Origin of the sequence: Microbacterium sp. NPDC060117 (assembly GCF_042729315.1) — a bacterium.
Lineage (GTDB): Bacteria > Actinomycetota > Actinomycetes > Actinomycetales > Microbacteriaceae > Microbacterium.
Genome location: NZ_JBHWXR010000002.1, coordinates 618876 through 631463, shown reverse-complemented (window position 1 = coordinate 631463; position 12588 = coordinate 618876). Strand labels below are relative to the sequence as shown.

Annotated in this window: 9 protein-coding genes and 1 tRNA gene; 4 read left to right on the top strand and 6 right to left on the bottom strand. The window is 69.9% G+C overall.

What is annotated here, in order from left to right:
• Positions 1-20: 20 nt before the first annotated feature.
• The 4 genes from ACFWCK_RS09150 to ACFWCK_RS09135 form a co-directional block, all read right to left on the bottom strand.
• Entirely contained in the window at positions 21-1247 is a 1227-nt protein-coding gene (locus ACFWCK_RS09150; protein ID WP_233309968.1) for a CdaR family transcriptional regulator, read from the bottom strand.
• Positions 1248-1260: 13 nt separating this feature from the next.
• Positions 1261-3984 carry a pyruvate dehydrogenase (acetyl-transferring), homodimeric type gene (gene aceE, locus ACFWCK_RS09145; RefSeq protein ID WP_233309969.1) on the bottom strand — a complete coding sequence of 908 codons (2724 nt, stop codon included), beginning with the start codon at positions 3982-3984 and terminating at the stop codon, positions 1261-1263.
• Between the two features lie 122 nt (positions 3985-4106).
• Positions 4107-4868: an IclR family transcriptional regulator gene (locus ACFWCK_RS09140; RefSeq protein WP_378805531.1), complete on the bottom strand. Its 762-nt coding sequence runs from the start codon at positions 4866-4868 to the stop codon at positions 4107-4109.
• A 14-nt stretch (positions 4869-4882) separates the two neighbouring features.
• Positions 4883-6316 (bottom strand): aromatic amino acid lyase, encoded by a 1434-nt coding sequence (locus ACFWCK_RS09135; RefSeq protein ID WP_378805530.1) that lies wholly within the window; start codon positions 6314-6316, stop codon positions 4883-4885.
• A 122-nt stretch (positions 6317-6438) separates the two neighbouring features.
• On the opposite strand from ACFWCK_RS09135, the gene ACFWCK_RS09130 reads away from it, so the two are divergent.
• Positions 6439-7767 carry an MFS transporter gene (locus ACFWCK_RS09130; protein ID WP_378805529.1) on the top strand — a complete coding sequence of 443 codons (1329 nt, stop codon included), beginning with the start codon at positions 6439-6441 and terminating at the stop codon, positions 7765-7767.
• A 36-nt stretch (positions 7768-7803) separates the two neighbouring features.
• On the opposite strand, the gene ACFWCK_RS09125 is transcribed toward ACFWCK_RS09130, so the two are convergent.
• A tRNA-Val gene (locus tag ACFWCK_RS09125) sits at positions 7804-7876 on the bottom strand.
• A 41-nt stretch (positions 7877-7917) separates the two neighbouring features.
• Here ACFWCK_RS09125 and ACFWCK_RS09120 point away from each other — a divergent pair.
• Positions 7918-9048 (top strand): aminotransferase class V-fold PLP-dependent enzyme, encoded by a 1131-nt coding sequence (locus ACFWCK_RS09120; protein ID WP_378805528.1) that lies wholly within the window; start codon positions 7918-7920, stop codon positions 9046-9048.
• 27 nt (positions 9049-9075) lie between these two features.
• Here ACFWCK_RS09120 and ACFWCK_RS09115 read toward each other — a convergent pair whose 3' ends face one another.
• Positions 9076-11295 (bottom strand): heavy metal translocating P-type ATPase, encoded by a 2220-nt coding sequence (locus ACFWCK_RS09115; RefSeq protein WP_378805968.1) that lies wholly within the window; start codon positions 11293-11295, stop codon positions 9076-9078.
• A gap of 70 nt (positions 11296-11365) precedes the next feature.
• On the opposite strand from ACFWCK_RS09115, the gene ACFWCK_RS09110 reads away from it, so the two are divergent.
• A complete protein-coding gene (locus tag ACFWCK_RS09110) occupies positions 11366-11770 on the top strand; it encodes a YchJ family protein (protein ID WP_378805527.1) in 405 nt (134 codons plus the stop codon).
• A 49-nt stretch (positions 11771-11819) separates the two neighbouring features.
• Entirely contained in the window at positions 11820-12572 is a 753-nt protein-coding gene (locus ACFWCK_RS09105; RefSeq protein WP_378805526.1) for a zinc ribbon domain-containing protein, read from the top strand.
• Positions 12573-12588 lie beyond the last annotated feature (16 nt).

Here is a 12588-nt window from a genome sequence, read left to right as displayed (position 1 = left end):
ACGGCGCTCGATCCGGCGGGTCACCGCGGGCGACGGGGACGCAGGCCGCGACGAACCGGATCCGCGGTGCCGATCGTGCCGAGCACGAGTGCCGTCTGCAGGATGAACGCCTCGCGCGGTCCCGTGGCATCCCAGCCGATGACCTCGCTGATCCGCTTCAGGCGGTAGCGCACGGTGTTCGGATGAACGAACAGCTCGCGAGCGGTCGCCTCGAGCGACCGGCCGTTGTCGAGATAGCTCCACAGGGTCGTCACGAGGTCGGTGGAGTGGTCGTGCAACGGGCGGAACACGCGCTCGATGAGCGTCTGCTTGGCCAGGGGGTCTCCGGCGATCGCCCGCTCCGGAAGCAGCTCGTCCGCGTCCACGGGCCGTGGCGCGCCGCGCCAGGCACGGGCCACGGCGAACCCGGCCAGCGCGGCACGCGCGCTCTGACCCGCGTCCACGAGCGCGGCGACCGCGGGACCGACCACCACGTGCCCCGGCCCGAAGGACGGTTCGAACGTGCGCGCGATCTCGGCGAAGGAGAACTCCTCGGGCTCGACGCCGTCGGCTCCGTCGTCACCGGTGGCAGGCTTGGCGCGCCCGACCACGAGCACGAGTCGCGACCCCTGCACGCCGATCAGCACGTCGACGGCCAGCTTGCGGGCGGTGCGGCGCACCTGATCCACGTCGAACTGCGGCGGCGTGGTGCCCACGATCACGCAGACCTCGCCGTGGCCGTGCCAGCCCAGGGCCGCGATGCGGCTCGGCAGCTCCTCGTCGGCTTCACCCGTGAGGATCGAATCCACGACGAGCGCCTCCAGGCGGGCGTCCCACAGGCCGCGGGCCTCGGCGGCGCGCGCGTACACGTCAGCGGCCGCGAACGCCACGTCGCGGGAGTACAACAGGATCGCGTCGCGCAGATGCTGTCCGTTGCCGGCCACGCGTTCCTCGGTCACCTCGACCGTGACCCGGATGAGCTGCAGCGTCTGCTGCAGGCTCACGCTGCGCAGCAGCTCACGCGGTGCCGCGGCGAAGATGTCCGCGGCGATCCAGGGGGTCGACGTGGGGTCGTCGTACCACTGGATGAACGAGGTGATGCCCGCCTGGGCCACCAGCCCGACGGCGGAGCGTCGGGCCGGTGGCATCTCGGCGTACCACGGCAGTGAGTCCTCGAGACGCTGCAGGGTCGCCGTGGCGAGATCCCCGGAGATGCGGCGCAGCCACGCCAGCGTCTCCTCCTTGGTCATCTCGGGAGGTCTGCTCATCGTGCTGCGCGGGTCAGCTCTCGCCACCGGCGTTGCCGCTGGTGCCGGCGTTCACGTTGTACAGGTCGTACTTCGTGATCGCCTGAGCGACGACGGAGCGGTCGATGCGACCCTCGTCGGCCAGCGCCTGGAGGGCGCGGACGACCATGGACGGCCCGTCGATCTTGAAGAAGCGGCGAGCCGCGGCGCGGGTGTCGGCGAACCCGAACCCGTCGGCGCCGAGCGTGTAGTAGGCGCCGGGAACCCACTGCCGGATCTGGTCCTGGACCGCGTGCATGTAGTCGCTCGTCGCGATGAACGGGCCCTGCGCATCCTTCAGCTTCTCGGTCAGGTAAGCCGTCTGCGGCTCCTGCTCCGGGTGCAGGAAGTTGTGCTCGTCGGCCGCGAGTCCGTCGCGGCGCAGCTCGGTCCACGAGGTGACCGACCACACGTCTGCGGACACGCCCCAGTCGGCGAGCAGCAGCTCCTGGGCCTCGATCGCCCACGGCACGCCCACGCCCGATGCCAGCAGCTGCACGCGCTGACCCTCCCCGGATCCGACGGAGATGCGGTGCAGACCCTTCCGGATCCCCTCCGCGTCCACGTCCTCGGGCTCCGCCGGCATCCGCATCGGCTCGTTGTACACCGTGAGGTAGTACATGACGTCGGGGTTCGGGTGGGTGCCGCCGTACATCTGCTCGATGCCGGCCTGCACGATGTGCGAGACCTCGTAGCCGTACGCCGCGTCGTAGACGAGAGTGGCCGGGTTGGTCGAGGCGAGCAGCGGCGAGTGGCCGTCCGCGTGCTGGGTGCCCTCGCCGGTCAGCGTGGTGCGCCCCGCGGTGGCGCCGATGATGAAGCCGCGGCCCATCTGGTCGCCGGCGGCCCAGAACGCGTCACCCGTGCGCTGGTAGCCGAACATCGAGTAGAAGATGTAGATCGGGATCAGCGGCTCGCCGTGCGTGGAGTAGGCGGTCGAGGTCGCGGTGAACGCGGCGACGGCGCCGGCCTCATTGATGCCGACGTGCATGATCTGGCCCTGCGGGCTCTCCTTGTACGCGAGGAGCAGCTCCCGGTCGACCGAGGTGTAGTTCTGGCCGTTGGGGTTGTAGATCTTCGCGGTCGGGAAGTACGCGTCCATGCCGAAGGTGCGCGCCTCGTCGGGGATGATCGGGACGATCCGCTCGCCGAAGCCCTTGACCCGCATGAGGTCCTTGACCATGCGCACGAAGGCCATGGTCGTGGCGACCTCCTGGTTGCCGGAGCCCTTCTTCGGCAGCGCGTAGTCCTTGTCCTGAGGCAGCTCGAGCCCCACGTGGGTGCTGCGCCGTTCGGGCAGGAACCCGCCGAGGTCGTGACGGCGGTCCAGCATGTATTGGATCGTCTCGTCGTTCTGCCCCGGGTGGTAGTACGGGGGACGGTACGGGTCGGCCTCGAGCTGCGCATCCGTGATCGGGATGTGCATGGTGTCGCGGAACAGCTTGAGGTCGTCCAGCGTCATCTTCTTCATCTGGTGGGTCGCGTTGCGGCCCTCGAAGTGCGGACCCAGGCCGTAGCCCTTGACGGTCTTGGCGAGGATGACGGTCGGCTGGCCCTTGTGCTCCATGGCCGCCTTGTAAGCGGCGTACACCTTGCGGTAGTCGTGGCCGCCACGGCGCAGGTGCCAGATGTCTTCGTCGGAGTAGTCCTTGACGAGAGCGAGCGCACGCTCGTCCCGCCCGAAGAAGTTCTCCCGCACGTAGGCGCCCGACTCCGCCTTGAAGGTCTGGAAGTCGCCGTCCGGCGTGACGTTCATGAGGTTGAGCAGAGCGCCGTCGGTGTCGCGGGCGAGCAGATCGTCCCACTCCCGACCCCAGACCACCTTGATGACGTTCCAGCCTGCACCGCGGAAGAAGCTCTCCAGCTCCTGGACGATCTTGCCGTTGCCGCGCACCGGCCCGTCGAGGCGCTGCAGGTTGCAGTTGATGACGAAGGTGAGGTTGTCCAGGCCCTCGTTCGCCGCGACCTGGAGCTGGCCGCGAGACTCGACCTCGTCCATCTCGCCGTCGCCGAGGAACGCCCACACGTGCGAGTCGTTCTGCTTGATGCCGCGGTTGGCGAGGTACTTGTTGGTCATCGCCTGGTAGATCGCGTTGATCGGGCCGAGGCCCATCGACACGGTCGGGAACTGCCAGAACTCCGGCATCATCCGCGGGTGCGGGTACGACGGCAGACCGTTCGGGGCGCCGGACTTCTCCTGGCGGAAGGCGTCGAGCTGCTGCTCGGTGATCCGGCCCTCGAGGAAGCCGCGGGCGTACGCGCCGGGGGAGGCGTGCCCCTGGTAGAAGATCTGGTCGCCACCGGACGGGTGGTCCTGGCCGCGGAAGAAGTGGTTGAAGCCGACCTCGTAGAGCGAGGCGGCCGAGGCGTAGGTGGAGATGTGCCCGCCGACGCCGATCCCGGGCCGCTGTGCGCGGTGCACCGTGACCGCGGCGTTCCAGCGGATCCAGTGACGATAGCGGCGCTCGAGCTCTTCATCTCCGGGGAAGTCCGGCTCGTTCTCCGGGGCGATCGTGTTGATGTAGTCCGTGGTCGGAACCATCGGCACGCCCAGGTGCAGGTCCTTCGAGCGCTTCAGCAGGCTGAGCATGATCTCGCGCCCGCGGCCGTGGCCCTTCGCGTCGACGAGTTCGTCGAGAGATTGCTGCCATTCGCTGGTCTCTTCGGGATCGCTGTCGAGCGGGCCCTGGGAGTACGGATCCTGGTCGTGAACAGTCACAGGAGGCCTTTCGTCTGTCTGGCAGGTCGTGCCAACGAAATCGGGATGCGGCGCCGGGGAGGCTTGTCGACTCCGCACAAAGGCGCGCGGATCTCAGCCTATCCCTCCTGGCGGCCGGCCGGTCACCGAGGGGCCGCGCCGGATGCCGCCGTTGCGGAGCGTTCGGAGCGGAGCGCCTCGGTCAGGTTCTGCGCGTGGTCGCATACGAGTCCGCCCAGCGACTGAACGCGATCCTCGCCCATTCTGAAGCTGGGGCCGACGATGCTGATCGCCGCGACGATGGTGCCCTCGTTGTCGAGCACGGGGGCCGCGATGACGGTCGCATCGGGTGCGGACACCGCGCCGAGGGTCACGAAGCCGGCGTGCGGCGTCTCGCCGTCCAGGACGGCGCCGACCGCCGAGCCGTCCATCTGCACCGTGCGGCCCGCCCACCCGGCGAAGCCGACGTGACGGATCGGCTGGTCGCTCTGCACCTCGCGCAGATAGATGCAGCTGCGTCCGGGCCCGCGAACGGTCAGATAACTCGACTCGCCGCTGCGTTCCGTCAGCCGTTGGAGCACTTCGCCGGAGCGCTCGAACAACTGCTCGGCGCTGGCGGGCTCGGCGTCGAAACGCGAGCGGGCGAAGCGATGACCGGCGACATAGCCGCCGTCGGTGGCGCGCGCGACATAGCCCCAGTGCTCGAGGGCGCGCAGCGAGCGCAACGTCGTGCTCGTGGGCAGCCTGCTCGCACGGGCGAGTTCGGTGAGCGGTTGCGGGCCGGACTCGACCACGATCGTCAGCAACTCGAGCGCCCTGTGCACGGAACGGGGGCCCGATCCCGAGTCGAGCGCATCGGCTCTCCCCTCCGTGGCAGGCGCCCCGGCCGGTCCGATCGTGCTCATCGATGCTCCTTCGTCTACTCGTGCGACTCACCGAGCCGAATACTATCCAGCGCCGACGCCGTCTCGGCCAGCTCGTGGCTCAGATCGCGATCCTCGAGTCCGCCGTGCCTCTCCGGCAGCCCGAGCAGCTGATCGTCCATGCCGGGAAGGCGACGAAGGGCGACCGCGAAACAGGCGAGCATGGTGCGATAGCCGTCGGTCGCATGCCGGAGGCGGCGCACCGCCTGAGGCGTGAACGGCGCGTGCTCCTCGGCCCCCAGCGAGAGATGCACGCCATGGCCTCCGTGGGCGGCGGCGAGATCGCGGATGTCGGCGAGCGCCGCGGCGGCGACGTACTCCAGCATCATCGCCCCTGTCGCGTCGGGCGTTCCGTCGCCGAGGAACTCGGCCTGACCGGTGTAGCGAGGGTCCATCAGCAGCCCGAGCCGTGCCAGCAGCAGGCTCGAGTCCTGAGCGAGGGCACGCAGCACGGTGCCGCAGGCGAGCTCGAGGTCGACGGTGTAGAAGTTGCCGGTGTGCGCGATCCGCTGTTCCTGGGTGAACACGCGGGGGTTCTCGTGCGCGCTGTTCACTTCGGCCAGCGTCGCGTCCCGGCAGTGCTCCCAGGACAGCCGCACGGATCCGAGCGATTGCGGCAGCAGACGCATCGAGAACGGATCCTGTACGCGGGGGCCGGTGACGTCGCCGGACGGGGCGAGCCGCGTCGCCGTGTCCCGCATCGCGGCGTACCGGTCCGCGAATGCGGCCGTCGCGAAGTGCTCGGCCGTCGTCCCGAGCGCTCTCACCGCCGCGGCCCCGAGGACCATCGCTGCATCGATCGCGCGATCGAGGTCCGCGAGCGTGAGTGCGGCATCGGCGAGTGTCAGCGCACTGCTGCTCATGAACGGAAGTCCATCGGAGGCGGCGAAGGAGCCGGTGGAATCGTCTGAGGTGATCTGGAGCGCGACGGTCGCGAGCGCGCCGAGATCGCCCGTGCCGAGCGCGCCGCCGAAGGAGACGGACGGCGGATCTTCGCGGGTGGTCGCGGCGAGCAGGGCGTCGGCGAGCGCGGGACTGACGCCGGATCCGCCCTGCGCCAGCTGGTTGGCGCGGACGAGCAGCATCGCCCGGACGCGTCCGCCATCGACGGCGGGGCCGAACTGTAGCGCGTGGCTGCGCCAGAGGCGCAGGCATGATTCCCGGTCGCGCACGACGGCGACGCTGCGGCGGGCGCCGACTCCCGTGGAGAGTCCGTACACCGGGCGCGTCTCGGCGAGGCGCAGCAATGTGTCGTGAGCGCGAGCGATGGCATCGACGGCTGTCGGCGAGTACTCCGCGCGCGCCGCGCCCTCGGCGACGCTGCGGATGTCGTCGAGCCGCAGCGGCCGGTCGCCGAGCACGATCGTGGCATCAGCGGACGCCGGCCATGGCGCCGGGGCTCGATTCGGCTGCTCATCCGCGTCGATCATGAGACTCCTTCCGGCGGAGCGCTTCGCACTCGGGCCTTGACATCTTGGCCGTGACCAAGTTTCATGTGGTGAACAAGAGCCATTTCACTACATGGCAACGCGATGTGGCAAGGGAGCTGCTGATGAATTCCGCCATCACCGACGAGGCGCAGGAGCCGGTCCCCGAAGGGAAGGTCGCCCTCGACCAGATCCCGTTCGGACGGTTCCACCTCAAGGTCACGATGATGACCTTCGGCGCCAACTTCTCTGACGGCTATGCGCTGGGGATCATCGGCAGCGCGTTGCCGCTGCTGTCGCAGCAGTGGCACGTCGACGGCTTCTGGCAGGGCATGCTGGCGAGCTCGGCGCTGATCGGCCTGTTCTTCGGTTCGCTGATCCTCGGCCGGATCAGCGATCGGATCGGTCGCCAGCGCGTGTACGTCCTGAACTTCATCCTGATCGCCGCAGCTTCTCTGGCGCAGTTCTGGGCGCCGAACGTCGAGACGATCTTCGTGCTGCGCCTGTTGATCGGCTTCGGCCTGGGGGCTGACTACGCCGTGGGGCCGACGCTGCTGTCCGAGTTCGCACCGCGCAAGTCCCGGGGCCTCATGCTCTCCTCGCTCACGGTCCTGTGGACCGTGGGATATGTCATCGCGAATGTGATCGGCGCCTACGTGAACGTCGGCCCCGATACCTGGCGGTGGCTCCTCGCCTCGGGGTTCATCCCGGCGTTGTTCGTGCTGATCGTGCGCATCGGGTCGCCCGAGTCTCCGGGGTGGCTCATCAGCAGGGGGAGGGGCGACGAGGCCGCCGCGATCGCGGAGAAGTACCTCAAGACCGGCAACATCTTCATCCCGACCGCTCACGTGCAGGAGAAGAGCAGCTACCGCGAGCTCTTCAGCCCCGCGCTCCGGAAGAGCACCTGGTTCGGCATCCTCTTCTACAGCTGTCAGGTGCTCCCGTACTTCGCGATCTACACGTTCGTCTACACGATCCTCGAAGCGATGAAGGTGTCGGACGCCAACCTGCAGAACCTGCTGATCAACATCTTCCTGCTTGCCGGAGGCGTCGCAGGCCTGTGGGCGATCGTGCGCTTCCCGCGGAAGACGTTCACGTTCTGGACGTTCGTCATCATGACCGTCATGCTGGCTCTGCTCGGCCTGCTGGCGGAGGCGTCGCCGTGGCTGATGCTCATCCCGTGCGTCGTCTACTCCTTCGTGATGTCCGCCGCGTCGAACATCACCCAGGTGTACCCGCCCGAGCTCTTCCCGACGCATCTGCGGGGGAGCGGCGTCGGACTGCTCAACGCGACCAGCCGCATCGGCTCCGCGATCGGGACGTTCCTGCTGCCGATCAGCTTGGAGAAGTGGGGTGTGTCCGTGTCGATGTACTGGCTCGCCGGCGTTCTTGCTCTCGGCGCGCTGGTCACCTGGCTGTGGGCGCCGAAGACGGAGGGCAAGAGGCTCGTCTGATCGATGGGCGCATCGTCGGCGTCACGACGCTCACGGTGCGCCCAGAGAGACTCGAACTCCCGACCACATCGGTGTAAACGACGTGCTCTACCAACTGAGCTATAGGCGCGTTCCTCCAGCCTAGCGGGAGCCGTGTGCCAGGCTGGGCGCATGACCCTTCCGCATGACGATGTCGATCCCGGTGGCCTGCTGGAGTACTCGGTGGTCTTCACGGACCGCTCCCTGAATCACATGTCGTCGCGGTTCGTGTCGGTGATGCAGAGCGTCCAATCGGATCTGCGCGCGGCCTACGCGGCGACCGCGACGGCTCTCGTCCCCGGCGGCGGCACCTACGCGATGGAGGCCGTCGCCCGCCAGCTCGCCACCGGGCGCCGCTGCCTCATCGTGCGCAATGGGCTGTTCTCCTACCGCTGGTCGCAGATCCTCGATGCCGGCGACGTCGCGCACAACACCGTCGTGTGCGCGGCTCGCCCGGAATCCGACGACGCACACGCCGCGTGGGCCCCCGCGCCGATCGACGAGGTCGTCGCGGCGATCCGCGCCCAGCGCAGCGAGGTCGTGTTCGCCCCGCATGTCGAGACCGCGGCCGGGATCCTGCTGCCCGACGACTATGTGCGCGCTCTCGCCGACGCGGTGCACGAGGTCGGAGGGCTGCTCGTCCTGGACTCGATCGCGTCGGGCGCCCTCTGGGTGGACATGGCGGCTCTCGGCGTGGACGTCCTGCTGAGCGCACCGCAGAAGGGTTGGAGCGGATCGCCCGGCGTCGGCTACGTCATGCTCAGCGACGCCGGTCGCGAGGCGGTGACCTCGCGCACGTCGTCGAGCTTCGCGATGGATCTGGCGAAATGGCTGTGGATCTCGGAGGAGTACGTGGCCGGCCGGGCGCCCTACCACGCCACCATGCCGACCGACACGCTGGTGCACAACGCCGTGCTCATGACCGAGACGCGCGAGCGGGGCTTCGAGGCGCTGCGGGCCGCCCAGTGGGATCTCGGCGGTCGGGTGCGCGCCCTGCTGGCCGAGCGCGGCCTGCCGTCGGTGGCCGCGGACGGGTTCGCCGCGCCGAGCGTCGCGGTCGTGCATGCCGCGGATCCGGGCCTGCGCACGGGTGCGCTGTTCCGCGAGCAGGGGCTGCAGATCGCGGCCGGGGTGCCGCTGCACTGCGGAGAGCCGGAATCGTTCTCGACGTTCCGGATCGGGCTGTTCGGTCTGGACAAGCTCGCCGACGTGGACGGCACGGTCGAGCGGCTCGCCGGCGCCCTCGACCGGATCGGGCTCTGAGTCTGACCCGATCCGGGCGCCCGGCGCTCAGCGCGAGCCCTGCTCGGGCGCTGCGGCGACGCTCTCGGGGCGCAGGTCCAGCCGACGCAGCAGCTGGGCGTTGAGGGCGACGACCACGGTCGAGACGGACATCAGGATCGCGCCGACCGACATCGGCAGCACGAAGCCGATCGGGGCGAGCACGCCCGCGGCGAGCGGCACGGCGGCGAGGTTGTAGCCGGCGGCCCACCATAGGTTCTGCCGCATCTTGCGATAGGCCGCCCGCGACAGCTCGATCGTCGCGACGACCGAGCGCGGGTCGGAGCTGGCCAGCACCACCCCGGCGGATCCGATCGCGACGTCGGTGCCGGCGCCGATCGCGATGCCGACGTCGGCCGTGGCCAGTGCCGGGGCGTCGTTGACTCCGTCGCCCACCATCGCCACCACGCGTCCCTCGGCCTGCAGCTCGGCGACGCGCGCCGACTTGTCCTCCGGACGCACCCCGGCGAAGTAGCGCTCGATCCCGAGCTCCGCCGCCACCGACGCGGCGACGGACTCGGCATCGCCGGTGATCATCACGACGTCGACGCCGCGCTGCTGCAGAGCCCGCACGGCGGCTCGGGATTCCTCCCGGATCGCGTCAGCCAGCTTGAGCCCGCCGGCGACCCGGCCTTCCACGAGCACGTGCAGGATGATCGCCCCTTCGGCGTGCCAGGCCGCAGCCTCGGGCAGCTCCGTCGCCCGCGTCCGCGTGAGCAGAGCCGGTCCGCCCACCTCGACGACGCGTCCGTCGACGACGGCGCGGACGCCGAGCGCCGGCTCCGAGTGGAACTCCGACACTGCACCGCGGGCGAGGCCGCGATTCTCGGCGGCGGTGCGGATCGCGGTTGCGAGCGGATGCTCGGAGTCGGACTCCGCGGACGCAGCCGCAGCCAGGACCTCGGCCTCCGTGAAGCCCGCTGACACGGCGACGCCGGTCACGGCGGGTGCGCCCTCCGTGAGCGTGCCGGTCTTGTCGAACAGCACGGCGTCCACCTGTCGCATCCGCTCGAGCGCCATCCGGTCCTTCACCAGGATCCCGCCGCGCGCTGCACGTTCCGTCGCGATCGAGACGACGAGCGGGATCGCCAGGCCCAGCGCGTGCGGGCAGGCGATCACGAGCACCGTGATGACTCGGACGACGGCATCGTCGGGGAGACCGATCGCCGTCCACACCACCGCGGTCACGACGCCGGCGAGGAGTGCGAACCAGAACAGCCAGCCCGCGGCGCGGTCCGCCAAACGCTGCGCCCTGGACGAGGACGACTGTGCTTCGGCGACGAGTCGGCCGATGCCGGCGAGGGCCGTATCCGCTCCCACGGCCGTCACCCTGGCGCGGAGCGCCGAGTCCGTCGCGATCGTGCCGGCGACCACCTGTTCGCCCACGGTGCGGGGCACCGCGCGGGACTCGCCCGTGATCATGGATTCGTCGACGTTCGCGGATCCGTCCACGACCACGGCATCCGCCGGGACGCGACCGCCCGGGCGGACCAGGACGACGTCGCCGACGCGGAGGTCCGCCGGTGACACGAGCGCAACATCGTCGCCGGTCAGGCGCTCCGCCTCGTCGGGCAGGAGCGCGGCCAGCGAGTCCAGGGCGGACGTCGTCTGGGCGAGCGAGCGCATCTCGATCCAGTGGCCGAGCAGCATGATCACGATGAGGAGCGCGAGCTCCCACCAGAAGTCGAGCTCGTGGTCGAGGAGCCCGAGCGTCGCGCCCCACGAGGCGAGGAAGGCCACCGTGATCGCGAGCGCGATGAGCAGCATCATCCCGGGGCGGCGTGCGCGGAGTTCGGAGACCGCGCCGGTCAGGAACGGCAGTCCTCCCCAGACGTACAGCACCGTCCCGATCACCGGGGGGATCGCCTGCAGCGCGAACGCGTCGGGCACGTGATAGCCGACGAGCATCGCGAACATGGGGGAGAACGCGACGACCGGCACGGCCAGCACGAGCATGATCCAGAACAGGCGACGGAACCGGGCGACGTGATCACCGTGACCGCCATGCCCGCCGTGGCCGGAATGGTCGGCATGGCCGGCATGCCCGCCGTGGTCCGGATGGCCGGCATGACCCGACGCCTCGGCATGTCCGCGTCCGTGCGCGTGAGCCGCGTGCGCGTCATGCATCCGGGTGCGACCCGCCGCGGTGTGCGCGGGGTGCTCCGCTTCGTGAGCGTGCGTCGCGGTGCCGTCCGCGTGGTGGCCGCCGTGCTGAGTTCGTTCGTCCATGATGAGCTCAACCATATACCCCCCTGGGGTATTCCGAAGGTGCGCCTCGCAACGCAATAGGCTGGAGCCGATGAGTGGCGAACCAGTGACGGCCGGCGCTGCGCGCCGCTGCCCCTGTGGCAGCGGCGATGCCTTCGACGCCTGCTGCGGACCGATCCTCGCGGGGCGGGCGGCGCCCACCGCGGAGCGCCTCATGCGCTCGCGCTACACCGCGTTCACCGTCGGTGACGCGGGGTATCTGCAGCGGTCCTGGCATCCGACGACTCGTCCGGCGCGCCTGGACATCGACCCGGATCTGCGCTGGCTGCACCTCGACATCCTCGCCAAGGAGGGCGGCGGTCCGTTCGACACGGAGGGCGTTGTGGAGTTCGAGGCGATCCACCGGGATGCGAGCGGTCGTGGCGTGCTGCGCGAACGCAGCCGATTCGTGCGTGAGGACGGGTGCTGGTTCTACGTCGACGGCGAGGTGTCCTGAGACGGGACGCGCGCGCGGGCGGATTCCGGTCTGGCGTAGATTTGGACGCGTGAAAGCCAACCCCGCGCATCAGATCGTGCTCCTCGACATCGCCGACATCGACCGCCGTATCGCGCAGGCCGACTACGCGCGCACGCATCCGGTGCAGGGAGAGCGGATCAACGAGCTCTCCGCGCAGCGGCAGGGGCAGCTGCGCGAGCTGACGGTGCTGTCCGGCGCGCGCGACGACGTGCAGACGGAGCTGAAGCGCCTGGAATCGGATGTCGCGCTCGCCGCGCAGCGCCGCGACCGCGACGCCGGGCGGCTCGCTGCCACGCAGAACCCGAAGGACGCGGTGGCGCTCGAGCAGGAGATCGGGAGCCTCGGACGCAGGATCAGCGACCTGGAGGACGCAGAGCTCGAGCTCATGGGTCGGCTCGAGGATGCCGAGGCCGCCGTCTCCGCACAGCAGGCGCTCATCGACGAGACCGTGGCCGAGGGGACGCGGCTGACCGCCGAGGCCAAGGCTCTCATCGCCGCTGCCACGACCGAGGGCGAGCAGCTCGCCCGCGACCGCGTCGCGCTCGTCGACTCGGTGTCCCCGTCGCTCATGGCCGAATACCAGCGCCGCGCGGGACGCACCGCGGGTGCCGCCCTGCTGCGCCGAGCCACCTGCGAAGGGTGCCGCATGGTGCTCTCCGGCACTGACCTGAACACCATCCGCCAGGCGGCGGACGATGACGTGGTCTCGTGCCCGGAGTGCGGGTGCATCCTGATCCGCACCGAGGAGTCGGGCCTGAAGAGCTCCGCGCCGGTGGACTGAGGCGGCGGCTCGTCTC